The sequence below is a fragment of the Aeromicrobium tamlense genome (genome assembly GCF_013408555.1).
Taxonomy (GTDB): Bacteria; Actinomycetota; Actinomycetes; order Propionibacteriales; family Nocardioidaceae; genus Aeromicrobium; species Aeromicrobium tamlense.
On record NZ_JACBZN010000001.1, the window covers coordinates 101,943 to 126,721 of the forward strand.

24 protein-coding genes are annotated in these 24,779 nt (G+C 71.5%); 20 read left to right on the forward strand and 4 right to left on the reverse strand.

All coding sequences use genetic code 11. The features are described from left to right. Window positions 1-9: 9 nt before the first annotated feature. The gene (locus BJ975_RS00530) at window positions 10-1,005 is read left to right on the forward strand and encodes an AMP-binding protein (protein WP_317628232.1); all 996 of its coding nucleotides are present in this window, start codon (window positions 10-12) and stop codon (window positions 1,003-1,005) included. Between the two features lie 133 nt (window positions 1,006-1,138). Here the strand turns inward: BJ975_RS00530 and BJ975_RS00535 are convergent, their stop codons facing one another. Continuing rightward, complete coding sequence (locus BJ975_RS00535; RefSeq protein WP_179422618.1) at window positions 1,139-1,786, reverse strand: SDR family oxidoreductase; 648 nt, start codon at window positions 1,784-1,786, stop codon at window positions 1,139-1,141. 92 nt (window positions 1,787-1,878) lie between these two features. Between BJ975_RS00535 and BJ975_RS00540 the strand changes: the two genes are divergently transcribed. The 4 genes from BJ975_RS00540 to BJ975_RS00555 are packed head-to-tail and all read left to right on the forward strand — an operon-like array spanning window position 1,879 to window position 7,515. Continuing rightward, complete coding sequence (locus BJ975_RS00540) at window positions 1,879-2,820, forward strand: o-succinylbenzoate synthase (protein ID WP_179422620.1); 942 nt, start codon at window positions 1,879-1,881, stop codon at window positions 2,818-2,820. Next, the gene (gene menD, locus BJ975_RS00545; protein ID WP_179422622.1) at window positions 2,817-4,358 is read left to right on the forward strand and encodes a 2-succinyl-5-enolpyruvyl-6-hydroxy-3-cyclohexene-1-carboxylic-acid synthase; all 1,542 of its coding nucleotides are present in this window, start codon (window positions 2,817-2,819) and stop codon (window positions 4,356-4,358) included. The genes BJ975_RS00540 and menD overlap by 4 nt, the downstream gene beginning before the upstream one ends. A gap of 45 nt (window positions 4,359-4,403) precedes the next feature. Beyond that, complete coding sequence (locus tag BJ975_RS00550) at window positions 4,404-5,984, forward strand: GMC family oxidoreductase (protein ID WP_179422624.1); 1,581 nt, start codon at window positions 4,404-4,406, stop codon at window positions 5,982-5,984. Window position 5,985: 1 nt separating this feature from the next. Continuing rightward, a complete protein-coding gene (locus tag BJ975_RS00555; RefSeq protein ID WP_179422626.1) occupies window positions 5,986-7,515 on the forward strand; it encodes an aldehyde dehydrogenase family protein in 1,530 nt (509 codons plus the stop codon). Between the two features lie 59 nt (window positions 7,516-7,574). Here BJ975_RS00555 and BJ975_RS00560 read toward each other — a convergent pair whose 3' ends face one another. After that, window positions 7,575-8,795 (reverse strand): NHL repeat-containing protein, encoded by a 1,221-nt coding sequence (locus BJ975_RS00560; RefSeq protein WP_179422628.1) that lies wholly within the window; start codon window positions 8,793-8,795, stop codon window positions 7,575-7,577. An 89-nt stretch (window positions 8,796-8,884) separates the two neighbouring features. Between BJ975_RS00560 and BJ975_RS00565 the strand changes: the two genes are divergently transcribed. Beyond that, window positions 8,885-9,661, forward strand: coding sequence for an SGNH/GDSL hydrolase family protein (locus tag BJ975_RS00565; protein ID WP_179422630.1), 777 nt, complete (start codon window positions 8,885-8,887; stop codon window positions 9,659-9,661). Here BJ975_RS00565 and BJ975_RS00570 read toward each other — a convergent pair. Continuing rightward, the gene (locus BJ975_RS00570) at window positions 9,650-10,819 is read right to left on the reverse strand and encodes a winged helix DNA-binding domain-containing protein (RefSeq protein WP_218845696.1); all 1,170 of its coding nucleotides are present in this window, start codon (window positions 10,817-10,819) and stop codon (window positions 9,650-9,652) included. The two genes, BJ975_RS00565 and BJ975_RS00570, sit on opposite strands and share 12 nt — an antisense overlap. 93 nt (window positions 10,820-10,912) lie before the next feature. Between BJ975_RS00570 and BJ975_RS00575 the strand changes: the two genes are divergently transcribed. Next, window positions 10,913-11,674, forward strand: a complete 762-nt coding sequence (locus BJ975_RS00575) for a HipA family kinase (RefSeq protein WP_179422632.1) — start codon at window positions 10,913-10,915, stop codon at window positions 11,672-11,674. Then, window positions 11,671-12,051, forward strand: a complete 381-nt coding sequence (locus BJ975_RS00580; protein ID WP_179422634.1) for a DUF3037 domain-containing protein — start codon at window positions 11,671-11,673, stop codon at window positions 12,049-12,051. The genes BJ975_RS00575 and BJ975_RS00580 overlap by 4 nt, the downstream gene beginning before the upstream one ends. 3 nt (window positions 12,052-12,054) lie before the next feature. Here BJ975_RS00580 and BJ975_RS00585 read toward each other — a convergent pair whose 3' ends face one another. Continuing rightward, on the reverse strand, window positions 12,055-13,302 hold the full coding sequence (locus tag BJ975_RS00585) for an isochorismate synthase (protein ID WP_317628231.1): 1,248 nt from the start codon (window positions 13,300-13,302) through the stop codon (window positions 12,055-12,057). A gap of 158 nt (window positions 13,303-13,460) precedes the next feature. On the opposite strand from BJ975_RS00585, the gene BJ975_RS00590 reads away from it, so the two are divergent. From BJ975_RS00590 to nuoK, 12 genes are all read left to right on the forward strand, one after another. Beyond that, window positions 13,461-14,153: a demethylmenaquinone methyltransferase gene (locus tag BJ975_RS00590; protein ID WP_179422638.1), complete on the forward strand. Its 693-nt coding sequence runs from the start codon at window positions 13,461-13,463 to the stop codon at window positions 14,151-14,153. A gap of 140 nt (window positions 14,154-14,293) precedes the next feature. Continuing rightward, window positions 14,294-14,653, forward strand: coding sequence for an NADH-quinone oxidoreductase subunit A (locus BJ975_RS00595; RefSeq protein ID WP_179422640.1), 360 nt, complete (start codon window positions 14,294-14,296; stop codon window positions 14,651-14,653). Then, entirely contained in the window at window positions 14,653-15,207 is a 555-nt protein-coding gene (locus BJ975_RS00600; RefSeq protein ID WP_179422642.1) for a NuoB/complex I 20 kDa subunit family protein, read from the forward strand. The genes BJ975_RS00595 and BJ975_RS00600 overlap by 1 nt, the downstream gene beginning before the upstream one ends. Continuing rightward, on the forward strand, window positions 15,204-15,917 hold the full coding sequence (locus BJ975_RS00605; protein WP_179422644.1) for an NADH-quinone oxidoreductase subunit C: 714 nt from the start codon (window positions 15,204-15,206) through the stop codon (window positions 15,915-15,917). The genes BJ975_RS00600 and BJ975_RS00605 overlap by 4 nt, the downstream gene beginning before the upstream one ends. Then, entirely contained in the window at window positions 15,917-17,254 is a 1,338-nt protein-coding gene (locus BJ975_RS00610; RefSeq protein WP_179422646.1) for an NADH-quinone oxidoreductase subunit D, read from the forward strand. Before BJ975_RS00605 ends, BJ975_RS00610 begins: the two co-directional genes overlap by 1 nt. Then, a complete protein-coding gene (gene nuoE, locus BJ975_RS00615; protein WP_179422648.1) occupies window positions 17,251-18,060 on the forward strand; it encodes an NADH-quinone oxidoreductase subunit NuoE in 810 nt (269 codons plus the stop codon). The genes BJ975_RS00610 and nuoE overlap by 4 nt, the downstream gene beginning before the upstream one ends. Beyond that, window positions 18,057-19,367, forward strand: a complete 1,311-nt coding sequence (nuoF, locus tag BJ975_RS00620) for an NADH-quinone oxidoreductase subunit NuoF (protein WP_179422650.1) — start codon at window positions 18,057-18,059, stop codon at window positions 19,365-19,367. Before nuoE ends, nuoF begins: the two co-directional genes overlap by 4 nt. Continuing rightward, window positions 19,364-21,754: an NADH-quinone oxidoreductase subunit G gene (locus tag BJ975_RS00625; protein ID WP_179422652.1), complete on the forward strand. Its 2,391-nt coding sequence runs from the start codon at window positions 19,364-19,366 to the stop codon at window positions 21,752-21,754. The genes nuoF and BJ975_RS00625 overlap by 4 nt, the downstream gene beginning before the upstream one ends. A 76-nt stretch (window positions 21,755-21,830) precedes the next feature. Continuing rightward, the gene (nuoH, locus tag BJ975_RS00630; RefSeq protein WP_179422654.1) at window positions 21,831-23,093 is read left to right on the forward strand and encodes an NADH-quinone oxidoreductase subunit NuoH; all 1,263 of its coding nucleotides are present in this window, start codon (window positions 21,831-21,833) and stop codon (window positions 23,091-23,093) included. 2 nt (window positions 23,094-23,095) lie between these two features. Beyond that, on the forward strand, window positions 23,096-23,650 hold the full coding sequence (gene nuoI / locus BJ975_RS00635; RefSeq protein WP_179422656.1) for an NADH-quinone oxidoreductase subunit NuoI: 555 nt from the start codon (window positions 23,096-23,098) through the stop codon (window positions 23,648-23,650). Beyond that, complete coding sequence (locus BJ975_RS00640) at window positions 23,647-24,480, forward strand: NADH-quinone oxidoreductase subunit J (RefSeq protein ID WP_179422658.1); 834 nt, start codon at window positions 23,647-23,649, stop codon at window positions 24,478-24,480. The genes nuoI and BJ975_RS00640 overlap by 4 nt, the downstream gene beginning before the upstream one ends. After that, the gene (gene nuoK / locus BJ975_RS00645) at window positions 24,477-24,770 is read left to right on the forward strand and encodes an NADH-quinone oxidoreductase subunit NuoK (RefSeq protein WP_179422660.1); all 294 of its coding nucleotides are present in this window, start codon (window positions 24,477-24,479) and stop codon (window positions 24,768-24,770) included. Before BJ975_RS00640 ends, nuoK begins: the two co-directional genes overlap by 4 nt. Window positions 24,771-24,779 lie beyond the last annotated feature (9 nt).

The window sequence follows — 24,779 nt, forward strand, 5'->3', positions numbered from 1 at the left end:
AGTGGTCGGGTGGCTGCCTCCCTGTCTCCCGTCGCCGGTTCCGCACGCGAGGTGCTGGAGCTGCTGCGGCCCTGGGTGACGGGTGGCGGCGAGCCGCTGCTCATGCACACGTCGGGCAGCACCGGCGAGCCGAAGCCTCTCCGGCTGTCCCACGCGGCGGTCCTCGCGTCGGCGCACGCCGCACTGTCGCGGCTCGGCGGACCGGCGCAGTGGCTCTCGGCGCTGCCGCCGACCGGGGTGGGCGGGCTGCAGGTGCTCGTGCGCTCGATCGTCGCGGGCACCGAGCCGGTCTTCCTGGACGAGCACGCCGGCATCGCCTCGGCCGCCGCGGCGATGACGGGGTCGCGACGCTACGCCTCGCTCGTGCCCACCCAGCTGTTCCGGCTGGTGGAGTCCGGGCGGGCCGGCGACCTCGCCTCGTTCGACGCGGTGCTGCTCGGCGGTGCCGCCGCGCCGCGTGCCGTGCTGGAGCGTGCGGCCGAGGCGGGCGTGCGGATCGTGCGGACCTACGGCATGACCGAGACGTGCGGCGGCTGCGTGTACGACGGGATCCCACTCGACGGGGTACGGCTGCGGATCGAGGACGACGGCCGGGTGGCGATCGCGGGTGCCGTGCTGGCCGACGGCGTCGGCGAGTGGCTCGTGACGAACGACCTCGGCCGGATCGACGACGACGGTCGCCTGCACGTGCTGGGTCGCGCCGACCAGGTGGCGGTGAGCGGCGGGGTGAACGTGCCTTTGGCCGCGGTCGAGTCCACGCTGCGCGACGAGCCGGGCGTGTTGGACGTCGTGGTCGTCGCGCGGCCCGACCCCGAGTGGGGACAGGCGGTGGTGGCGTTCGTCGTGGGCGATCTCGACCGCGCCCAGGCCGCGGCGGCCCTCGAACGCGCTGGCCACCCGCGCACCTGGACCCCTCGCGCCGTCCACCGCCTCGACGCCCTCCCGCTCCTGCCGAACGGCAAGCCCGACCGCGTCGCGCTGGCGGGTGACGGTTTCCCCGGTTAACCGGGGAAACTGTCACTTCACGAGGTTTGCGAACCACGCGAAGTGACAGGAAACCTCGTTCAGTCGAGGTGTCGGGGCCGAGCGAGGCACCGGCCGGGAAGCCCACGTCACCGGGGAAACCGTCAGACGGACATCAGAGCGAGGCGAGAGCGTCGGCGACGGGGGTGTCGCCGCCCACGACCTCGAACTGCTTCCCGATGGTGCTGTCGTCGGCGAGGACGGCCGCGAGGACGGCGGCCACGTCGGCGCGGGGGATCTCGCCGCGGTCGACGGTCTCGCCCACCTCGACCCGGCCCGTGCCGGCGTCGTCGGTGAGGGCGCCGGGGCGCACGATCGTCCAGTCGAGGCCGCTCTCGCGCAGGGCGGTGTCGGCGTCGCGCTTGGCCTCCACGTAGGCCTTCCACACCGGCTCGACGTCGTCTCCGGGGGCGGTGTCGACGCCCATCGCCGACAACTGCACGAAGCGCTTGACGCCGAGCGACTTCGCCGCCTCGATCGACTTCAGCGAGCCCTCGAGGTCGACGCTCCTCTTCCGCTCGATCTTGCCGTCGGGCCCGCCGCCGGCCGCGAACACCACGGCGTGGCAGTCGGTGAAGACCGTCGCGAAGTCCTCGGCCGAGGCGTTCTCGATGTCGAGCAGCCGGATCGCCGCGCCGGGCAGGTCGGCGGCGTGGTCGGGGTTGCGGACGAGGGCGACCGGGAGGTCGCCGCGGTCGGTGAGCAGAGGGACGAGGAGGCGGGCCACCTGGCCGTGGCCTCCCACGATGGCGATGTCGGACATGACTCCACCGTAGGCAGGTCCGCGCGACTCCGCCCGTCGCGAAGTTCGAGGCGCAGTGGAACCTGAGCGCCTCACCGTGGATACTCTCGTGGGTGGAGTTCCGTACCTATTCGATCCCCATGCGCACGCGGTTCCGTGGACTCGAGAATCGTCAGGGGATGCTCGCCGAGGGCCCGGCCGGGTGGGCCGAGTTCAGCCCGTTCCCCGAGTACGACCACATCACCTCGCTGCCCTGGCTGCAGGCCGCCGTCGAGGCCGCGTGCAAGCCGTGGCCCGAGCCGGTGCGCGAGTGCGTCCCGATCAACGGCATCGTCCCCGCAGTCGGCGACGGCGCTACCGCCGCCCGCACCGCCGTCGAGAGCGGCTGCAAGACCATCAAGATCAAGGTCGCCGAGGCCGGCGAGACGATCGAGAACGACATCGAGCGCATCGCCGCCATCCGCGACGCCCTGCCCGGCGTGCTGATCCGCATCGACGCCAACGGCGCGTGGAGCGTCAAGGACGCGGTCAAGGCCATCAAGAAGCTCGACCACGTGGCCCGCGGCCTCGAGTACGTCGAGCAGCCGTGCGCCACCGTCGAGGAGCTCGCGCAGGTGCGCCGCAAGGTCGATGTCCCGATCGCGGCCGACGAGTCGATCCGCCGCGCCGCCGACCCGTTCCGCGTGCGCGACCTCGACGCCGCCGACATCGCGGTGCTCAAGGTGCAGCCGCTCGGCGGCGTCCGCGCGTGCCTGCGCATCGCCGAGCAGATCGACATGCCGATCAGCGTCTCCAGCGCGGTCGAGACCTCGATCGGGCTGGCCGCCAGCGTCGCGCTCGCCGCGGCCCTGCCGGATCTTCCGTACGCGTGCGGCATCGGCACGGCCCACCTCCTGACCAGCGACGTCGTCGCCGAGCCGCTCGAGCCGGTGGACGGCAGCCTGTGGCCCACGCGCCCCGTGCTCGACGAGGAGGCCTACGCCAAGGTCGCCGCCCCGGCCGAGGTCGACGAGCGCTGGCAGGCCCGCCTCGACCACGTACGGGAGTCGTTGTGACCGACGAGAGAGCCGTCGAGACCGCACGCCGGCTCGTCGCGACCCTCCTCGCGCAGGAGGTCTCCGACGCCGTCCTGTCTCCCGGCTCGCGCTCGGGTCCGATCGCGCTGGCGCTGCACGCCGCCGACGACCAGGGCCTCATCCGGCTGCACGTCCGCGTCGACGAGCGCGAGGCCGGCTTCCTGGCGCTCGGCCTGGCCAAGGCGTCCGGCCGCCTCACCCCCGTCATCACCACGTCCGGCACCGCCGTGGCCAACCTGCACCCCGCCCTGCTCGAGGCGCTGCACGCGAACGTGCCCGTCCTGGCCGTCACCGCCGACCGCCCGGGCGCCCTGCGCGGCACGGGCGCGAACCAGACCACCGTGCAGCCGGGCATGTTCCCCGGCATCACCTTCACCGACCGCATCACCGGCCTGGCCGGTGCGGTGCGCGGCGGCGGCCCGGTGCACCTCAACGTCGAGCTCGACGAGCCGCTCGTCGAGTCCGTCTCGTGGAAGTTCCCGCAGAACTCGTGGTCGATGAGCCAGCCCGTCGCGGGCCGCACCGAGGTGCTGGAGACCGGTCCCCGCACCCTCGTCGTCGCGGGCGACGGCGCCGACCCCACGCTCGCCGCCGCGGCGCAGCAGGCCGGCTGGCCGATCATCGCCGAGCCCTCGTCGGGACTGCGCGGCGCGCCCACCTCGGTGGCGTGCGGCCGCGTCGTGCTGGGCGGGCGGCTGATCGAGCGGATCGAGCGCATCGTCAGCGCCGGCCATCCCACGCTCTCGCGTCCCGTGACGAACCTGCTGACGAAGACGAACCTGCCCACGGTGCACGTCGGCGACGCGTCCACGTTCCCGGGCGTCCCCGGTGGCAACGTGACGTTCGCCGACCGCATCTCCGTGCGTGGCGGCGTGACCGACGAGTCCTGGCTGCGCAGCTGGCTGCAGGCGGGCGACCGCATCCAGAACGCCCTGCTGCAGGCCGAGCAGTTCACCGTCGCGGAGGCGGTCTGGAAGGCCGCCACCCGCGGGCTCCTCGTGCTCGGCTCGTCCAACACCGTCCGCGACGTCGACCTCGTCGCGCCCGTGCGCGCGCCGGGCCCGCGCGTCCTGGCGAACCGGGGCCTCGCCGGCATCGACGGCACCGTCTCGACCGCGGTCGGCGCCGCGCTCACCAGCTACGGCCGCGCGATCGCGCTGATGGGCGACCTCACGTTCCTGCACGGCGCCAACGGCCTGCTCATCGGCCCGATCGAACCGCGCCCCGACCTGACGATCGTCGTGCTCAACGACGACGGCGGTGGCATCTTCCACACGCTCGAGCAGGGATCGCCCGAGTACTCCCAGGCGTTCGAGCGCGTCTTCGGCACGCCCACGCGCACGAGGATCGACGCGCTGTGCGCCGCGCACGGGGTGAAGCACCGGCTCGTCGAGGCGAGCCAGCTGGCGGCCCACCTGTCGCGCGCGCCCGTCGGGATCGAGGTGCTCGAGGTGCAGGTCCAGCGCGCCGGACGCCGTGCCCTGCAATCGGTTGTCTCGGGTCTCGCCGCCGTCTAGGTTTGTGGCCAGCGTCACACCGGGTTGCGCTGGGCAGGAGCAGACATGGCCGACGAGGCGTTCGACCACATCGTCATCGGTGCGGGAAGTGCCGGTGGCGTGATCGCCGCGAGGCTGAGCGAGGACCGCGACCGGCGCGTCCTGCTGCTCGAGGCGGGGCCCGCCGACGAGGACGACATGATCAAGATCCCGGCCGGCTTCAGCCAGCTGTTCAAGACCCGCTGGGACTGGAACTACGAGACCAGCGCGCAGAAGCACCTGGGCGGCCGTCGCGCCTACTGGCCGCGCGGCAGGACCCTCGGCGGCAGCTCCTCGATCAACGCGATGATCTACATCCGCGGCAACGCCGCCGACTACGACGAGTGGCGCGACGCGTACGGCGCCACCGGCTGGGGCTACGACGACGTGCTGCCCTACTTCGTGAAGTCGGAGGCCAACCAGCGTCTCGCCGGGCCGTACCACGGCACGCAGGGCCCGCTGGTCGTCGAGGACCGCCGCTTCACCCACGAGCTGACCTCGGCGTTCGTCGAGTCGGCCGTCGCGGCGGGTCTGAAGCAGAACGACGACTTCAACGGCGCCACGCAGGAGGGCGCCGGCGTCTACCAGGTCACGAACCGCCGCGGCGAGCGCTGGTCGGTGGCCGACGCCTACATCCGGCCCGCGATGGGTCGCCCGAACCTCACGGTGCGCACCGAGGCCTTCGTGACCCGCATCCTCATCGAGAACGGCCGCGCCACCGGCGTCGCCTACCGCAAGCACGGCCAGGAGCACGTGGTCCGGGCGGACGGCGAGGTCATCCTGTCCGGCGGTGCGATCAACAGCCCGCAGCTGCTCATGCTCTCGGGCGTCGGCCCCGGCGCGCACCTGCGCGAGGTCGGCATCGACGTGGTGGTGGACTCACCGGGCGTGGGCCAGAACCTCCAGGACCACCCGGTGGCCGGCAGCCTGGTCTACACGCGCAACACCACCGACCTCGCCGACGCGATCACCGTGGCGAACATGCTGCGGTGGAAGGCCACCAAGACGGGGCCGCTGGTGTCCAACATCGGCGAGGGCGGTGCGTTCTACGCCTCGCGCGACGACCTCGACCTGCCCGACATCCAGATCCACGTGGCGCCCAGCGGCTTCTACGACAACGGTCTGCACGAGCCCGTGCGCCGCTCGGTCACGGTGGCGCCGACGCTGGTCAACGTGCAGAGCCGCGGCCAGATCCGGCTCCGCTCGGCCGACCCGTCGTGGCACCCCGAGATCGACCCCGCGTACTTCGACGACCGCGCCGACCTCGACGCGATGCTCGGCGGCTACCGCCGGATGCTCGACATGATCTGGCAGGGCCCGATGGCGCGGATGCTCGACGAGCCGTGGGAGCCCGCCGTGCGCAACCCCACCGACGACCAGATCCTCGACGTCGTCTCGCGGCTGGGCCAGACGCTGTACCACCCGACCTCCACGTGTGCCATGGGTACCGTCGAGGGCAGCGTCGTCGATCCCGAGCTGAAGGTCCACGGCGTCGACGGCCTGCGGGTCGCCGACGCCTCGGTCATGCCGCGTGTCCCGCGTGGCAACACCAACGCACCCACCATCATGATCGGCGAGAAGGTCGCCGATCTCATCCGAGGAGCCTGACATGACCGCCACCATCGAGCCCTCCGTGGAGACCACCGAGGGTCCCCGGCCCACGTTCGACTCGCTGAACCCCGCCACGGGAGACGTCGTCGGCACCTTCCCGATCGACGGCCGGGCCGAGGTCGACGCCGCGGTGGCGGCCGCGCGCGAGGCCTCCGCCTGGTGGCGCGACCTGGGCTTCGACGGCCGCAAGGAGTACCTGCTCCAGTGGCGCAGCGTGCTGACCCGCCGGCTCAGCCAGCTCGCCGACCAGGTGCACCGCGAGGGCGGCAAGCCGCACGGCGACGCGCTGCTCGAGGCCGGCCTGGCGATCGACCACATCGCGTGGGCCGCCAAGTCCGCCGGCAAGGTGCTCGGCCGCCACAAGGTCGGCACGGGCCTGCTGATGTCCAACCAGACCGCCTACGTCGAGTACAAGCCGCTCGGCGTCGTCGGCGTGATCGGCCCGTGGAACTACCCGACCTTCACGCCGATGGGCTCGATCGCGTACGCGCTGGCCGCCGGCAACGCCGTGGTGTTCAAGCCCAGCGAGTACACGCCGGGCGTCGGCCGCTTCCTCGTGGACACGTTCACCGAGGTCGTGCACGGCCGCCCCGTCCTGAACCTCGTCACCGGCCTGGGCGAGACCGGCAACCACCTGTGCACCGCCGCCGTCGACAAGATCGCGTTCACCGGCTCGGCCGCCACGGGCAAGAAGGTGATGGCGGCCTGCGCCGAGAACCTCACGCCCGTCGTCATCGAGGCCGGCGGCAAGGACTCGCTCATCGTCGACGAGGACGCCGACCTGCAGTCGGCCGCCGAGGCGGCGCTGTGGGCGGGCATGTCGAACGCGGGCCAGACCTGCATCGGCACCGAGCGCGTCTACGTGCACGAGAAGGTCTTCGACCCGTTCATGGCCGAGCTGCTCAAGCAGGCCGAGGGCATCCGTCCCGGCTACGACGACGGCGGCGTCTACGGCCCCGCCACGATGCCCAAGCAGCTCGACGTCATCCGCAGCCACATCGACGACGCCCTCGCCCGCGGCGGCCAGGCGGTCCTGGGTGGCGCCGGTGCGGTCGGCGACAAGTACGTGCAGCCCACGATCATCACCCACGTGCCCGAGGACTCGCTCGCGGTCACCGAGGAGACCTTCGGCCCCACCCTCGTGGTCAACCCGGTCAAGGACATGGACGAGGCCGTCGAGCTGACCAACGCCACGAAGTACGGCCTGGCCGGCGCGGTCTTCGGCAAGAAGCGCGCCATGGACGTGGCCGCGCGGATCCGGTCGGGCATGACCTCGGTGAACTCGGTGATCTCCTTCGCCGCGATCCCGGGCCTGCCGTTCGGCGGCGTGGGCGACTCGGGCTTCGGCCGCATCCACGGCCCCGACGGCCTGCGCGAGTTCACCTACCCGAAGGCCATCACGAAGCAGCGGATGAAGCCCGTCCTCATGCTGCAGTCGCTCACCCGCGACGAGAAGACCGAGAGCCGGTTCCAGCAGATCCTCACCGTCATGCACGGCGGGTCCAGCACGCTGCCGAAGCGGCGCTGACACGCGGCAGCACGCCCCGGGCCCTGAGGGTCCGGGGCGTGCTGCCGTTCGGGTGGCGATCACTTCCGCACGCGGAAGCTCTTCTTGGCCGCCGGGCCGAGACCCTTGCTGTTCTTCGCCTGCACGTAGACGGTGTTGACGCCGTTGCGCAGCTTCGAGCGCTTGATCTTCAGAGAGCGGCTCGAGCCGCTCACGTTGCGCTTGAGCAGGGTCTTGCCGCCCTTCTTCACCACGATCCGGTAGGACGTGATCTTCGCACCGCCGTTGGACGACGGAGCCTTCCAGACGACCTTGCGGACCTTCGAGGTGCGCTTGCCGCCGACCTTCAGCGACCGCACCTTGCCGGGCTTGGTGGCCGGCTTGACGAACAGGCTCTTGAAGACCCGGTAGCGACCCTGGCCGAAGTCGGCCACGGCGAACGATCCGCCGCCCAGGATCGTGAGGCCCGTCGACTGGCTCAGCGTCGAGGCGGGTCCGCCGAGGATCTTCAGCGCCGTGTCGTTCCCGTCCGCGTTCGGTGCGAACACGCGTACCGTGGCGGGGCTGAACGTCGCGACGTGGATGCGCCCGGCCGAGTCCGCGTCGAGTCCGTTGATCTCGGTGTTCGGCAGCGCGTTGTTGATCGACTGGATCGGCGTGGCGGCACCGTCCGCCGTGCGGGAGTACGCCCGCAGCTGGGTGCCGTTGGCGGTCCACACGCGAGGTCCGGAGACCACGATCGACCGGCCCTGGCCGAGCCCGGTGACCACGCGCTCGGTCGGCGCCGGGGACCCGGTCGCAGCGGGGGAGTAGACGTTGTACGCGTTCGTCTTGCGCACGTAGATCTCGCCCCCGGCGATGTCGATGCCCCAGGCGTTGCCCGCGCCGGTGCCGAAGGTCTTCGTCGGCGCGACGTTGCCGCTGGCGTTCGGCGCGAACACGCGCACGTCCCCGGTGAGGTTGACGACGTAGAGGAAGCCGTTCGCGTCGAGGGCGACGTCGCGGGGCGAGGCCAGCCCCGTGGCCGCGCCGCTGATCCGCCGTAGCGGAGCCGAGGCGCCCGAGGCGTTCGCCCGATGCACCACGACGGCGTTGTTGTTCTGGGACGCCACGTAGACGTTCCCGGCCGCGTCGTCCTCGATGCCGATGGGGCCGGACAGCTCGCCGCTGACGGTCTTGGTGGGCGGTACGTCCACGTTCACCGCGGCGCTCGCGGGCGCGGCGGCGATCAGTCCGGCGACCAGGGCGCCGGTGGTCCCGAGCGCCAGCGCGCGGGAGGTGGTCTTCACGAGGGGGCTCATCGGATTCTCCAATCTGGAAGGGAAGCGTCGTTCCCATGGCGATGGAGAGGCCGGGGACCGGGACTTGAGACGGCGCGTAGTCTCGGGAGGTGACTTTTGCGCGCTATGTGGCCCTGGGCGACTCGTTCACCGAAGGTGTCGGCGACGACGATCCGGCCCTGCCGAACGGCGTGCGGGGCTGGGCCGACCGGTTCGCCGCGGCCCTCGATCGGGCGCAGGGCGGCGGCCTCTCGTACGCCAATCTCGCGATCCGTGGACGCAAGCTGATGCCGATCGCGGCCGAGCAGCTGGAGCCCGCCCTGGCGCTGCGTCCCGACCTCGTCACGATCTACGCCGGCGCGAACGACATCATGCGGCCGAAGGTCGACCTCGACGCGATCCTGGCCGAGTACGACCGCGTCATCGCGCGCCTCGTCGCCTCGGGTGCGCGCGTCGTGATGTTCACCCCGGCCGACCCGGGCGGCTCGCGGATCTACGCCGTCGTGCGGGCCCGCTTCGTCCGCTACCGCGACGCCGTCCGCGAGATCGCCGAGCGCCACGGCGCGACGCTGGTGGACTACTGGAACCTCACCGACTACCGCGACGCGCGCCTGTGGGACACCGATCGGATGCACATGTCGCCCGCCGGCCACCAGCGCATGGCGATCGCCGTGCTCGACGCCCTCGGCGTGGACCACGACCTCGAGCCGCTCGTGCTGGCCGACCCGTCCCCGATGACGGCGCTCGAGCGCGTGAAGGCGCAGCTGCAGTGGGCCGTGGAGTACCTCGGCCCGTGGATCAAGCGCCGGGTCACCGGGCGGTCCAGCGGCGACGGTCTCGACCCGCGCTATCGCGAGCTGACCCCGCTCAGCGAATCAGCCGCGTAGCTCCTGCTCCACCGGGGTCCAGCGCCGGCCGCGTGCCTTGACCACGGTGGCCGCGAGGCGCCGCTCCAGGGCCTCGGCCTCCTGCTCGATCGCCTTCTCGGCGTCGGTGCCCACGTCGGCGAGCAGCCGCACGGCCACCGTGCCATCGTCGCGGATGGCCCAGCCGCCGACGATCCGGCCGTCCTGCCAGACGGTGGGACCGGCGTTGCCCGTGGTGTCGAAGACCCGCGGACCGTGCTCGCCGAGGTACCAGGAGCGGTGCTTCCACCCCATCGTCGTGGGGTCGAGCGCCGGCAGCAGCGCCACCCACGGACCGGGATCGGGCGTGGGGTCGAGGTCGTCGGCCAGGACGAGTCCGGTGCCGTCGTCGAGCTCGACCTCGGCCGTGTCGAGGGTGGCGAGCGCGGCGGTGGTGTGGCCCTTGGTCCAGCCGGTCCACCACTGCAGGTCCTCGGGGCGGGCCGGACCGAAGCGCGAGAGCCAGCGACGGGCGACGAGCGAGCGAGAATCGGCCGCGTCGGGCAGGTCGCCCACGTCGGGCAGCCAGCGCCGCATCGACGCCCAGCGGAACTGGGTGGACGCCCACGTGCCGGTGGGCCGGGCGCGCACGACGTGGCCCTCGGCCGACATGACGGTGAGCAGCCGGCTGGCGATCGACTGCTGCGTGGCGTACTTGGTGCCGGCGCCGATCTCGATGCGCGTGGACAGCAGCGGGTCGGCGGCGGCGAGCTCGGCGCTGCTGAAGACCTCGAGCCGGTCGAACGCCGCGAGCGCGGCGGCGTGGGCCGCGGCCAGCCACTCGTCGGGCGCGTCGATGCCCGAGTCGGCGATCATCCCGCGCAGCTTGCGGTACTCGGGCCCGGCGACCGAGTGCTGCGTGGAGGCGATGTAGGCGGGGGAGTCCGCGGTGGGCACCGCGAAGACGGTGCGGCGCATCGCCAGCACGCGCACGAGCGAGCGGTCCTCGTAGAGCGCCCGCTCGACCTCGGCGATGCTGGGCTCGCGCAGCCGCGCCAGGACCGACAGCACCATCGAGGCGGGATCGGTGCTGTGCAGGGCGGTGACCGCCGCGGTCACGTCCTCGGGTGAGTCGACCGGTGCCGCCAGCGCGTGCCTGACCGCGAGTCGGCGCCGCCGCTCGGCCTCGTCCATCCGCATGGGCCGACGCTACTGGCTCGCACCGACGGGGATGGGCCCCGTGGTGGACGTCGGCCATGATGGGGCCATGGTCGACGAGTCGGAGGAGCGCGCGTGATCTCGCGGGTCGGGGTGGTCAGGTACGTCACGCCGCTGCGTGAGGGCGGCAGCCTGCCCGGAGTGGTCGAGGGCGACGACCTCGGGACGTACGTCTGCAAGTTCTCCGGAGCCGGGCAGGGCGTCCGGGTGCTCGTCGCCGAGGTCATCGTGAGTGGACTGGCCACGCGGCTGGGACTGCTCACGCCTCGCCTCGTCGCGCTCGAGCTCGACCAGGCCATCGCGCGCTACGAGGCGGACGAGGAGGTGCAGGACCTGCTGAACGCCAGCATCGGCCTCAACCTCGGCGTCGACTTCCTCCCGGGCTCCTTCGGGTTCGACGGCGACATCGATGCCCGCGGCACCGATCACGGCATGATCCTGTGGCTCGACGCGTTCTGCGCGAACGTGGACCGCAGCTGGCGCAATCCCAACCTGCTCGTGTGGCACGGCGACGTGTGGGTCATCGACCACGGCGCCTCGCTGTACTTCCACCACGCGTGGAGCCGCGGGGTCACCGACCCGGCCCGCTTCGCCGCTCAGCCCTGGGACTCCTCCGACCACGTGCTGCGTCCGCACCTCGCCGAGGTCGCGGAGGCTGACGTCCGGGCCCGGCGCGTCCTCTCGCGTGAGGTCTTCGAGGAGGTCGTGTCCGAGGTCCCGGACGAGTGGCTGACCACGACGCCCGACGTCACGCCCCAGATGCTGCGCGAGGCGTACGTCGAGTTCCTCACCGCGCGGCTCGCCAGCACCGCCTGGCTCCCGGAGGTGGACGCATGAGCACCTACGCGTACCAGTACGTCGTCCTGCGCTGCGTGCCACGCCCCGAGCGGGAGGAGTTCGTGAACGTCGGCGTCGTCCTCTACTGCCAGGAGGCCGACTTCCTCGCCGTCGAGTGGGGGGTGGACCGGGAGCGGATCGCCGCGTTCGCCCCCGGCCTGGACCTGGATCGCGTCTGCGCCGCCCTGGAGTTCGTGAGCGGCGTGTGTGCCGGCGACGCTCGGGGCGGCGAGGCCTCGGACCGCCCGCTGGGACAGCGCTTCGGCTTCCTCAAGGCGCCGAAGTCCACCGTCGTCCAGCCCGGACCCGTGCACGGCGGCGTCACGGAGGACCCCGCGGCGGAGCTGTCCCGCCTGAGGTCGCAGCTGGTGGGCTGACCGTCAGGCCAGGGCGTCGCGGACGGGGATCAGCTTGGCGTCGGCCTCGGCCAGCTCGTCGGCGGGGGAGGAGTCGGCCACGATGCCGCAGCCGGCGAACAGCCGCGCACCGCGGCGGTCGGGCGCCACCTGCGCCGAGCGCAGGCCGATGCCCCACTCGCCGTCGCCCGACGCACCGATCCAGCCCACCGGGCCGGCGTAGCGGCCGCGGTCGAGCTGCTCGATCTCGGCGATGACGCGAACGGCGTCGGCCGTGGGCGTGCCGCCCACCGCGGCCGACGGGTGCAGCGAGGCGACGAGCGCCAGCACGCCGGCGTCGTCACGCAGCACGCCGGTGACGTCGGTGGCCAGGTGCATGACGTTGGGCAGGTGCAGCACGAACGGCGACTCGGGCACGTTCATGCCGGTGCAGTGCGGGGCCAGCGCGTCGGCGACGGACCGGACCGCGTACTCGTGCTCCTCGAGGTCCTTGCTGGAGCGGGCGAGCGAGGCCGCGAGCGAGAGGTCGCGGGCGTCGTCGCCGGTGCGGCGGATCGTGCCGGCGAGGACGCGCGACGTGACGAGGCCGCCCTGCAGCCGCACGAGCATCTCGGGGGTGGAGCCGAAGAAGCCGTCGACGTGGAAGGTCCAGCAGCTCGGGTAGGCCGAGGCGAGGCGGGCCAGCGGCGACCGGACGTCGAGCGGCTCCTCGAAGGAGGCGTCGACCGAGCGGGCCAGGACGACCTTGTCGAGCTCGCCGGACTGGATGCGCCGGACGGCGGCCTCGACCGTGGCCGCCCAGTCGTCGCGGCGGCCCGGCTCGTCGGCGAACAGGGTGCCGGAGGGATCGGTTGGCGTGGACGTGGAGAGCGCGGGGGACGGACCCAGCGAGAGGCCGATCGTGGTGACCCAGCAGCGGCCGTCACGGCGGCCCACGACGACCTCGGGCACGGTGAGCACCGAGCCGGGTCCGTCGGCGAACGTGAAGCTGCCGAACGCGACCAGTCCGCTGCCGGGCAGCTCGACCTCGTCGCGCACGACGGAGGCGTCGACGACCTCGGCCCACCAGTCGTCGGCGGCGTCGAAACGGTCGTCCCCGTCGGGGGAGTAGGAGGCCGCACGGCCCCAGCCGACGATGCCGTCGCCGCCGTGCACCCAGGCCAGGGCGTCGGAGGTGGGCGGCAGCAGGGCCAGCAGCGCGCCGGGATCCTCGATCTCGCGGGACCGTACGACGAGTGGCTCGGGCCGTCCGTCGGTCGCCAGCGTGCTCACCCGATCCACCCTACTCGCGGCGCGATGAGGGCGTGCGCAGCACTGGGCGCGACGTTCGCGGGGCCGTGGGCGGCGATTGGGCCCGCAAACGTCACGCCCGGCGCTTCTCCGCGCCCCACGCGCGCGCCCGGCGAGGCCCACCGTGAGAAGGTGGCGCCATGAGAGCAGGGCTGGACAAGGATCCTCGCGACGTCGCGCGCATGTTCGACACGGTGGCGGCGCGGTACGACCTCACGAACGACGTCCTCTCCCTCGGCCAGGACCGTCGCTGGCGCAAGAAGGTCGTCGCCACCGTCGATCCCCAGCGCGGCGAGCGCATCCTCGACCTCGCCGCCGGCACCGGCACCTCCAGCGCCCCGTTCGCCGAGGCGGGCGCTCACGTCGTGCCGTGCGACTTCTCGATCGGCATGCTCGAGGTCGGCAAGCAGCAGTTCCCGGGCCTCGACTTCACCGCGGGCGACGGCATGGCGCTGCCCTTCGCCGACGGTGTGTTCGACGCCGTGACGATCTCCTTCGGCCTGCGCAACATCCACGACCCGCTCCAGGGCCTGCGTGAGCTGCTCCGCGTCACGCGCCCCGGCGGCCGCATCGTCGTGTGCGAGTTCTCCACCCCCACGTGGAAGCCCTTCGAGGCGCTCTACTCCAACTACCTCATGCGGGCGCTGCCGCCGATCGCGCGACGCGTCTCCTCGAACCCGGAGTCCTACGTCTATCTCGCCGAGTCGATCCGCTCGTGGCCCGACCAGCGCGGCCTCGCGGTGCGGATGACGGAGGCCGGATGGGGCCCCGTGACGTGGGAGAACCTCTCCGGCGGCATCGTCGCGGTGCACCGCGCCGAGCGCCCCGTCTGACCCCTCCACCTCGGCGTGACGGACGCCACGCCGCGTAAGTGTTACCTAACTCACATCGTGCCCCTCGGTGTTACTAGAGTGAGGTCCACTGAGCCTGTGAAGATCTTCACAAGGTTCGTCCGAGGGTGACTGGAGGTGCCGTGAACGAGTACATCCCGATCTTGGTGCTGGGTGGCATCGCGTTCGCGTTCGCGCTGTTCAGCGTCGGCATCGCGCCGTTCACCGGCCCGGCTCGCTACAACCGGGCCAAGATGGATCGCTACGAGTCCGGCATCGAGCCGAGCCCGCTGCCCGAGGGCGGCGGCAAGGTCTCCATCAAGTACTTCTTCACGGCGATGATGTTCATCGTCTTCGACATCGAGATCGTGTTCCTCTACCCGTTCGCCGTCGCCTTCGACGAGCTGAGCTGGTTCGCGTTCTTCGCCGTCATGCTCTTCCTGCTCAACATCACGATCGCGTACGTCTATGAGTGGCGTCGCGGGGGAATGGACTGGACCTGATGGGCCTCGAGGAAAAACTCCCCAGTGGCGTGCTGCTCTCGACCGTCGAGGGCCTCGCCGGCTACTTCCGCAAGGCGTCGTTCTGGCCGGCCACGTTCGGCCTGGCCTGCTGCGCCATCGAGATGATGACGTTCGGCGCGCCACGCTACGACTCCGGCCGCTTCGGCATGGAGGTCTTCCGGCCGTCGCCGCGCCAGGCCGACCTCATGATCGTCGCGGGTCGCGTGAGCCAGAAGATGGCTCCCGTCCTGCGCCAGATCTACGACCAGATGCCCGGCCCCAAGTGGGTGCTCGCGATGGGCGTCTGCGCCAGCTCGGGCGGCATGTTCAACAACTACGCGATCGTGCAGGGCGTCGACCACGTCGTCCCGGTCGACATGTACCTGCCGGGCTGCCCGCCGCGTCCCGAGATGCTCATCGACGCGATCTTCAAGCTGCGCGACTCGATCCAGCACACGCAGCTGGGCGCCGACCGCAACGCCGAGATCCGTGAGCAGGAGGCCGCCGCCCTGGCCGCCCTGCCCACCTCCTCGCAGACGGGACTTCTCCGATGAGCGATGAGACCCAGGACGCGTCCCACGAGACGCGGGCCGAGCTGCAGAAGAGCGACGCCACCGAGCTCGAGGTCATCGAGGTCCGTGAGGGCGCCTTCGGCGTCCACGGCACCGGCGACACCAGCGGCTTCGGCGGACTGCGCCGTCCCGTGGTCATGCCCGGCGCCTCGCAGCCGCCCTACGGCGGCTGGTTCGACGAGGTCGCCGAGCGGCTCGCGTCGGGCGAGGGCCTGCACGACGCGATCGAGAAGGTCGTCGTCCACCGCGGCGAGATCACGTTCTTCATCCGCCGCGAGTCGCTGCTCCGGGCCGCCTGGCACCTGCGCGACGACGCGGGCCTGCGCTTCGAGCTGTTCAGCGGCGTCAGCGGCGTGCACTACCCGGGAGACACCGGGCGCGAGCTGCACGCGGTCTACCACCTGCTCTCGATGACCCACAACCGCCGGATCCGGCTCGAGGTCACCGCGCCCGAGGAGGACCCCACGGTCCCCAGCGTCGTCGCGGTCTACCCCACGGCCGACTGGCATGAGCGCGAGGTGTGGGACATGTTCGGAATCGTCTTCGACGGTCACCCGCACCTGACCCGGATCCTCATGCCGGACGACTGGCCCGGCCACCCGCAGCGGAAGGACTACCCGCTCGGAGGAATCGACGTGGAGTTCAAGGGCGGGTTCATCCCCGCCCCGGACAACAGGAGGTCGTACAGCTGATGACCGAGACCACCACCGACCCGTACGCGGGCACGTCCGAGTCCACCTCCGGCCCCGTCTTCAACGTCACCGGCGGCGACTGGGACACGATCGAGGCCGACGCCCTCGAGGGCGACCGCCTCGTCATCAACATGGGCCCGCAGCACCCCTCCACGCACGGCGTGCTGCGCCTCATCCTCGAGATCGACGGCGAGCAGGTCCGCGACGCCCGCGCCGGCATCGGCTACCTGCACACCGGCATCGAGAAGAACATGGAGTTCCGCACCTGGACCCAGGGCGTGACCTTCTGCACCCGCATGGACTACGTCGCGCCGTTCTCCACCGAGGCCGCGTACGTCGGTGCGGTCGAGCGGCTGCTCGACATCGAGGACCAGATCCCCGAGCGCGCCACGGTCATCCGGGTGCTCATGCTCGAGCTGAACCGCATCTCCAGCCACCTCGTCGCGATCGCCACGGGCGGCATGGAGATCGGCGCCCTCACCGTGATGACGTGCGGCTTCCGCGACCGCGAGGAGATCCTCAAGGCGTTCGAGCTGATCACGGGCCTGCGCATGAACCACGCGTACTTCCGCCCCGGTGGCGTGGCCCAGGACCTGCCCGACGGCTCGATCCAGCACCTGCGCGACCTCGTCACCCTGCTGAAGAAGCGCCTCCCCGAGTACGCGGCGCTCTGCAACGCCAACCCGATCTTCAAGGGCCGCCTCCAGAAGGTCGGCCGCCTCGACCTCGCCGGCGTGCTGGCGCTCGGCATCACCGGCCCGATCCTGCGCTCCACCGGCATGGACTGGGACCTGCGCCGCACGCAGCCCTACTGGGGCTACGACACCTACGAGTTCGACGTCGTCACCCGCGACGAGCCCGACGCCTACGGCCGGTTCATGATCCGCCAGCAGGAGATGTGGGAGTCGCTGCGGATCGTCGAGCAGTGCATCGACCGCCTCGCCGGCACCGAGGGCCAGCCCGTCATGGTCGCCGACCGCAAGATCGCGTGGCCGTCGCAGCTGTCGGTGGGCGCCGACGGCCAGGGCAACTCGCCGCAGCACATCCAGCACATCATGGGCGAGTCCATGGAGGCGCTGATCCACCACTTCAAGCTCGTCACCGAGGGCTTCCGGGTGCCGGCCGGCCAGGCCTACTTCCCGATCGAGTCCCCGAAGGGCGAGATCGCGTGCCACGCGGTGTCCGACGGAGGCACCCGGCCGTTCCGGGTCCACTTCCGCGAGCCGTCGTTCGTGAACCTGCAGGGCGTCTCGGCGATGAGCGAGGGCGGCATGCTCTCCGACGTCATCGTCGCGGTCGCCTCGATCGACCCCGTGATGGGAGGCGTTGACCGGTGACCGAGCAGATCTCCGAGACGCTGAGCGAGACCACGCTGGCCGAGCTCCGCGAACTCGCGGCGCGCTACCCGCAGTCGCGCAGCGCGCTGCTGCCGATGCTGCACATCGTGCAGTCCGTGCAGGGTCGCGTGACCTCCGAGGGCATCGAGGCGTGCGGGCAGATCCTGGGCCTCACCGAGGCCGAGGTCAGCGCCGTCGCCACCTTCTACACGATGTACAAGCGCCGTCCGATGGGCACGCACCACGTCGGCGTCTGCACCAACACGCTGTGCGCCGTGATGGGCGGCGACGAGATCTTCGAGCGTCTCTGCGGCCACCTCGACGTCGGCAACGACGAGACCACCGAGGACGGACAGGTCACGCTCGAGCGCGTCGAGTGCAACGCGGCCTGCGACTTCGCCCCGGTGATGATGGTCAACTGGGAGTTCTTCGACAACCAGACCCCCGACTCCGCGATCGACGTCGTCGACCGGCTCCGCGCCGGCGAGACCGTGCAGTCCACACGCGGCGCCACGATCACCTCGTGGCGCGAGGCCGAGCGGGTCATCGGCGGCTTCGAGGACGGTCTGGTCGACGAGGGCCCCGCCGCGGGTCCCGCCTCGCTCGTGGGTCTCGAGATCGCCGACCAGCGCGGCTGGGCGGCCCCGCCGCTCGACGCGTCCGGCTCCGAGGCTCCGCCCGAGTCGGCCACCGAGGCCGTCGTCGAGGCGGACACGAGCCGCGCCGAGTCCGAGACCGTGGCCGACCAGACGGACACCGACGTCGAGGGTGGCGCCGACCTGCAGGAGAGCGAGGACACCGAATGACCGACGTGCTGACTCCGGTCCTCACCGCCAACTGGGCCGACGACCGCGCCTGGACGCTCGACGCCTACACGCAGCGCGGCGGCTACCGCGGCCTCGAGAAGGCCCTCACGATGGACCCCGACGCCATCATCGAGGAGGTCAAGGACGCCGGCCTGCGCGGTCGCGGCGGCGCCGGCTTCCCCACCGGCATGAAGTGGGGCTTCATCCCGCAGGACAACCCGAACCCGAAGTACCTCGTGGTCAACGCCGACGAGTCCGAGCCGGGCACCTGCAAGGACATCCCGCTCATGATGGCCAACCCCCACGTGCTCGTGGAGGGCGTCATCATCGCCTCGCGCGCGATCCGCGCCCACACCGCGTTCATCTACGTGCGCGGCGAGGTGCTGCACGTGATCCGCCGCCTGCGCGCCGCGGTGCGCGAGGCCTACGAGGCCGGCCACCTGGGCCGCGACATCCACGGCAGCGGCTACGACCTCGACCTCATCGTCCACGCCGGGGCCGGCGCCTACATCTGCGGTGAGGAGACGGCGCTGCTCGACTCGCTCGAGGGACGCCGCGGCCAGCCCCGCCTGCGTCCGCCGTTCCCCGCGGTGGCGGGCCTCTACGCCTCGCCCACCGTGGTCAACAACGTCGAGTCCGTCGCCTCGGTGCCGGGCATCATCGCCGGCGGCGCCGACTGGTTCGCCTCGATGGGCACCGAGAAGTCCAAGGGCCACGGCATCTTCAGCCTCTCGGGTCACGTCGCGAAGCCGGGCCAGTACGAGGCCCCGTTGGGCATCACGCTGCGCGAGCTGCTCGAGCTCGGCGGCGGCATGCGCGAGGGCTCGGAGCTGAAGTTCTGGACCCCCGGCGGCTCGTCCACGCCGCTGCTCACGGCCGAGCACCTCGACGTCCCGCTGGACTTCGAGGGCGTCGGCGCGGCCGGCTCGATGCTGGGCACCCGCGCGCTGCAGATCTTCGACCAGACCACGTCGGTCGTGCGCTGCGTCCTGCGCTGGACCGAGTTCTACAAGCACGAGTCCTGCGGCAAGTGCACCCCGTGCCGCGAGGGCACCTGGTGGCTCGTGCAGACGCTCCGCCGCATCGACGAGGGCAAGGGTCAGTCCGGCGACATCGAGCTGCTGCTCGACCTGTGCGACAACATCCTGGGCCGCGCGTTCTGCGCCCTCGGCGACGGCGCCACGAGCCCGATCACGTCGGCGATCCAGTACTTCCGCGAGGAGTTCGAGGCCGGCATGACCACGCCGAGCCGCGAGCTGTTCCCGCCCGCCGCCTCGACCCTGTTCGCGAAGGAGGCCGTCCGATGACCGTCACCGAGCCGAACCCGACCGACACGACGCCCGTCGACCTGGTCACGCTGTCGATCGACGACGTCGAGGTCAGCGTCCCCAAGGGCACGCTGGTGATCCGTGCGGCCGAGCTCATCGGCACCGAGATCCCGCGGTTCTGCGACCACCCGCTGCTCGCGCCCGTGGGCGCCTGCCGCCAGTGCCTCGTCGAGGTGCCCGACGCCGGCAACGGCCGCCCGATGCCGAAGCCGCAGGCCTCGTGCACGCTCGAGGTCGCGCCCGGCATGGTCGTGCGCACGCAGGTCACGTCGCCGGTCGCCGAGAAGGCCCAGGAGGGCATCCTCGAGTTCCTGCTGGCGAACCACCCGCTCGACTGCCCCGTCTGCGACAAGGGTGGCGAGTGCCCCCTGCAGAACCAGGCGCTGTCGCACGGCGCCTCGGAGTCGCGCTTCATCGAGACCAAGCGCCTGTTCCCCAAGCCCCTGCCGCTGTCGAGCAACGTCCTGCTCGACCGTGAGCGCTGCGTCCTGTGCCAGCGCTGCACCCGCTTCCAGTCCGAGATCGCGGGCGACCCGTTCATCGCGCTGCTCGAGCGCGGCGCCCAGCAGCAGATCGGCATCGCCGAGGACGTCCCGTTCGGCTCGTACTTCAGCGGCAACACGATCCAGATCTGCCCGGTGGGCGCGCTCACCAGCGCCGACTACCGCTTCCGCTCGCGCCCGTTCGACCTCATCAGCGTCCCGTCGGTCGCCGAGCACGACGCGTGCGGCTCGGCCATCCGCGTCGACCACCGCCGCGGCAAGGTCATGCGCCGCCTCGCCGGCGACGACCCCGAGGTCAACGAGGAGTGGATCACCGACAAGGACCGCTTCGCGTTCACGTGGTCGCGCCAGGCCGACCGGCTCACCACGCCGCTCGTGCGCAACCCCGAGACGGGCGAGCTCGAGCCCACGTCGTGGCCCGGAGCCCTCGCCGTCGCGGCGCGCGGACTCGCGGCCGCTGCCGGCAAGGCCGTCCTGACCGGCGGCCGCCTCACGGTCGAGGACGCGTACGCGTACGCCAAGTTCGCCCGGGTCGCGCTCGGCACGAACAACATCGACTTCCGCACGCGGGCCACCGCCAAGGAGGAGACCGAGTTCCTCGCCGCCAAGGTCGCCGGCACGCCTGCGAGCGTCCGATTCGCCGACCTCGAGAAGGCGTCCACGGTCGTCCTGGTGGGCCTCGAGCCCGAGGACGAGGCCGGGGCGCTGTTCCTGCGCCTGCGCAAGGCCAGCCGCAAGGGCGTCAAGGTCGTCGCCCTCGGCACGCACACCACGCGGGGCCTGTCGAAGATGAGTGGCACGCTCGTCCCGACGATCCCCGGCCAGGAGCCCGCGGCGCTGGCCGAGCTGGCCCTCGAGCCCGGCGCGATCATCCTGGCCGGCGAGCGCCTCGCCACGGTCCCCGGCGGTCTCTCCGCCGTCGCCGCCAAGGCCACCGAGACCGGCGCCCGCTGGGCCTGGGTCCCGCGCCGCGCCGGCGACCGCTCGGCGCTCGACGCCGGCTGCCTGCCCACCCTGCTGCCCGGCGGTCGCCCGGTCGCCTCGGCCGAGGCGCGTGCCGACGTCGCCGCCGACTGGGGCGTCCCGAGCCTGCCCGACGAGGCCGGCCTCGACACCGACGCGATCATCGCGGCCGCGGCCGCCGGTGAGCTCGGCGCGCTCGTCGTGGGCGGCGTCGACCTCGACGACCTCGCCGATCCGTCGGCCGCCCGCGAGGCGCTGCGGGTCGTCGACTTCGTCGTCAGCCTCGAGGTCCGCGAGTCCGCCGTCACCGCGCTGGCCGACGTGGTCCTGCCCGTCGCGCCTCCGGTCGAGAAGGCCGGCACGTTCGTGAACTGGGAGGGTCGCCCGCGGCCCTTCGCGAAGGTCCTGATCGATTCGCCTGCTCTTCCCGACGTGCGGGTCCTGGCCGGCATCGCCGAGGAGCTGGGTCGCCCGATCGGCATCCGCACGGTCGACGAGGCCGCCGCCGAGTGGCACGAGCTCGGGCCGTGGGACGGCAAGCGCGCCGCCTTCCGCGCCCGCAAGCAGGCCGCCGCCAAGTCCACCGCGCAGAAGGTCGTGCTCGACACCTGGAAGCAGCTCGTCGACGACGGCCGCCTCCAGGACGGCGCCGACCACTACCGCCAGACCGCGCGCGTCCCGGTGCTGAGGGCCAGCGAGGCCACGCTGCTCGCTGCCGGCGTCGCCCCGGGCGCCGAGGCCACCCTGACCGGGCCCTCGGGCTCCGCCTCGTTCGTCGCGGAGGCCGCCTTCATGCCCGACGGCGTCGTCTGGGCGCCCACGAACTCCGGCGTCCACCTCGGCGCCGCCCTCGGAGCCGGGCACGGCGCCCGCGTCGTCCTCTCGGGAGGCACCGCATGAGCGAGCGCCAGCGAGCGAGCATGGGACACCTCATGCCGTCGCCGACCTATCGTCGTTTCTCTTGGGAGGTGGCGGCATGAGCGAGCTGTTCGGCAACGATCCCTGGTGGGTGGTGGCCCTCAAGGCCCTGCTGATCTTCGTGTTCCTGGTGCTCTACACGCTGTTCAACATCTGGTTCGAGCGTCGCGTCGTGGCCCGCATGCAGCACCGCATCGGCCCCAACGTGAACGGCCCCTTCGGCCTGCTGCAGAGCCTCGCCGACGGCGTGAAGCTGGGCCTCAAGGAGGAGATCTTCCCCAAGGCCGCCGACAAGGTCGTCTACTACGTCGCCCCGATCATCGCGGTGGTGCCGTCGTTCCTGGCCTGGGCGGTCATCCCGTTCGGCCCGGTGGTGAACTTCTTCGGCGAGGAGACGCCGCTGCAGCTGACCGACCTGCCCGTCGCGGTGCTCTACATCCTGGCCGTCACCTCGGTCGGCGTGTACGGCATCGTGCTGGCCGGCTGGTCCTCCGGCTCGATCTACGCCCTGCTCGGCGGCCTGCGCTCGAGCGCCCAGGTGATCAGCTACGAGGTGGCGATGGGCCTGTCGCTCGTCGCGGTGTTCATCTACGCCGGCTCGATGTCGACGTCGGAGATCGTGGCGGCCCAGGAGGACATCTGGTTCTTCATCCCGCTGCTGCCGTCGTTCATCATCTACGTCATCGCGATGGTCGGCGAGACCAACCGCGCCCCCTTCGACCTGCCCGAGGCCGAGGGCGAGCTGGTCGGTGGCTTCCACACCGAGTACTCGTCGTTCAAGTTCGCGATGTTCTTCCTGGCCGAGTACATCAACATGGTCACCGTCGCGGCGCTGGCCACCACGATGTTCCTCGGCGGCTGGCGCGCCCCGTTCGGCATCGCCCAGATCTGGGAGGGCGCGAACGAGGGCTACTGGCCCGTCCTGTGGTTCTTCCTCAAGACGCTCGGCTTCATCTTCATGTACATCTGGCTGCGTGGCACCCTGCCCCGCATGCGCTACGACCAGTTCATGCACTTCGGCTGGAAGTGGCTCATCCCGATCGCGCTGGGCTGGATCGTCGCGCTGGCGTTCATCCGCAAGCTCCAGGTCGAGGACATGCTCGACCAGAACGCCATGCTGATCGCCGCGGCGGTCGCCGGCGCGCTGCTCATCGTCACCTTCTTCCTGCCCTCGCGGGACGACGAGGACGAGGAGCCCGAGCCGGAGCCCGCGGAGTTCGACGCCTTCGCCGGCGGCTACCCGGTGCCGCCGCTGCCCTCGCAGCGCGCCACCGCTTCCTCCGCACCGACCACCTCGCAACCCACCGATGGGGGAGTGTGACCATGACGACGCTCAAGGAGACGCTCTGGGACCCGATCGCCGGCTTCGGCGTGACGTTCCGGACGATGTTCAAGAAGCCCGTCACCGAGAAGTACCCGTTCGAGAAGGTGCCCACGGCGCCGCGCTTCCACGGACGTCACCAGCTCAACCGCTGGCCCGACGGCCTGGAGAAGTGCGTCGGCTGCGAGCTGTGCGCCTGGGCATGCCCCGCCGACGCGATCTACGTCGAGGGCGCCAGCAACACCGAGGACGAGCGCTTCAGCCCCGGTGAGCGGTACGGCCGCGTCTACCAGATCAACTACCTGCGCTGCATCCTGTGCGGCCTGTGCATCGAGGCCTGCCCCACGCGCGCGCTGACGATGACCAACGAGTACGAGCTGGCCGACGACAACCGCGCCGACCTGATCTACGAGAAGTCCGACCTGCTGGCGCCGCTGCTGCCCGGCATGGTCGAGCCGCCGCACGAGATGCTCATCAGCGACGACCACACGGACTACTACCGCGGGAAGTCGCTGCCGATCGTCGAGACCACGAGCGGCACGGAGGCGACCTCGTGACGGCGTTCTGGATCCTCGCCCCGGTCATGGTGCTGGCGGCGATGGGCCTGATCTTCGCGCGCAAGGCCGTGCACGCGGCGCTGTGCCTGGCGGTCGTCATGATCAGCCTCGCGATGCTCTATGCGGCGCAGGGCGCCCCGTTCCTGTTCGCGGTGCAGATCATCGTCTACACCGGCGCGATCATGATGCTGTTCCTGTTCGTGCTGATGCTCGTGGGCGTCGAGACCGCCGACTCGGTCGTCGAGACGATCAAGGGCCAGCGCGCGGCCGCCGTGGTCGTGGGCATCCTGTTCGCGCTCGTGCTGGCCCTCGCGGTCGCGCAGTCGGTCTCCTCGGCGGTCGTCGGCATCGGCGAGGCCAACGCGAACGGCAACGTGCACGGACTCGCCTCGCTGCTGTTCAGCAAGTACGTCATCGCCTTCGAGTTCACCGCGGCCCTGATGATCGTCGCGGTGCTGGGCGCCATGGTGCTGGCGCACCGCGAGCGCCTCGTCGACCCGCCCACGCAGGCCGAGCTGCAGGAGCGCCGGATGCGCGACTACGCCGAGTCCGGCAAGCACCCCGGCAACGCGCCCACGCCCGGCGTCTTCGCCCGCCACAACGCGGTCGACACCCCGGCCCTGCTGCCCGACGGCACGCCGCTGCCCGAGTCGGTGCCCGGCACGCTCGTGTCGCGCCACCAGTTCGAGGTGCACGGCGCCGAGGACGTCACCCACGTGGTCGGCGAGATCTCGGCCAGCGACATCGATCCCGACGAGCGTCCGCTGACCACCGAGAAGCCCGACACCCGAAAGCCCGACGCTGACGACGATGAGGGGGTCACGCCATGACCGAGTACCTCACCCTGTCGATGCTGCTGTTCTCGATCGGCGCGATCGGCGTGCTCGTACGCCGCAACGCGATCGTCGTGTTCATGTGCGTCGAGCTCATGCTGAACGCCACGAACCTCGCGTTCGTCACCTTCGCGCGCCAGCACGGCAACCTCGACGGCCAGGTCGCGGCGTTCTTCGTCATGGTCGTCGCCGCCGCCGAGGTCACCATCGGCCTGGCCATCATCGTGTCCATCTACCGCACGCGTCGGACGACTTCGGTCGACGAGGCGAACCTGCTGAAGGCCTGAGGGAGACGC

Excerpts from the sequence above, each read along its gene's own strand:
- BJ975_RS00535 (WP_179422618.1), bottom strand. The coding sequence starts at position 1,786 with ATGTCCGACATCGCCATCGTGGGAGGCCACGGCCAGGTGGCCCGCCTC.
- BJ975_RS00550 (WP_179422624.1), top strand. The coding sequence starts at position 4,404 with ATGGCCGACGAGGCGTTCGACCACATCGTCATCGGTGCGGGAAGTGCC.
- BJ975_RS00555 (WP_179422626.1), top strand. The coding sequence starts at position 5,986 with ATGACCGCCACCATCGAGCCCTCCGTGGAGACCACCGAGGGTCCCCGG.
- BJ975_RS00560 (WP_179422628.1), bottom strand. The coding sequence starts at position 8,795 with ATGAGCCCCCTCGTGAAGACCACCTCCCGCGCGCTGGCGCTCGGGACC.
- BJ975_RS00570 (WP_218845696.1), bottom strand. The coding sequence starts at position 10,819 with ATGCGGATGGACGAGGCCGAGCGGCGGCGCCGACTCGCGGTCAGGCAC.
- BJ975_RS00580 (WP_179422634.1), top strand. The coding sequence starts at position 11,671 with ATGAGCACCTACGCGTACCAGTACGTCGTCCTGCGCTGCGTGCCACGC.
- BJ975_RS00590 (WP_179422638.1), top strand. The coding sequence starts at position 13,461 with ATGAGAGCAGGGCTGGACAAGGATCCTCGCGACGTCGCGCGCATGTTC.
- BJ975_RS00600 (WP_179422642.1), top strand. The coding sequence starts at position 14,653 with ATGGGCCTCGAGGAAAAACTCCCCAGTGGCGTGCTGCTCTCGACCGTC.
- BJ975_RS00605 (WP_179422644.1), top strand. The coding sequence starts at position 15,204 with ATGAGCGATGAGACCCAGGACGCGTCCCACGAGACGCGGGCCGAGCTG.
- BJ975_RS00610 (WP_179422646.1), top strand. The coding sequence starts at position 15,917 with ATGACCGAGACCACCACCGACCCGTACGCGGGCACGTCCGAGTCCACC.
- nuoF (WP_179422650.1), top strand. The coding sequence starts at position 18,057 with ATGACCGACGTGCTGACTCCGGTCCTCACCGCCAACTGGGCCGACGAC.
- BJ975_RS00625 (WP_179422652.1), top strand. The coding sequence starts at position 19,364 with ATGACCGTCACCGAGCCGAACCCGACCGACACGACGCCCGTCGACCTG.
- nuoH (WP_179422654.1), top strand. The coding sequence starts at position 21,831 with ATGAGCGAGCTGTTCGGCAACGATCCCTGGTGGGTGGTGGCCCTCAAG.
- nuoI (WP_179422656.1), top strand. The coding sequence starts at position 23,096 with ATGACGACGCTCAAGGAGACGCTCTGGGACCCGATCGCCGGCTTCGGC.
- nuoK (WP_179422660.1), top strand. The coding sequence starts at position 24,477 with ATGACCGAGTACCTCACCCTGTCGATGCTGCTGTTCTCGATCGGCGCG.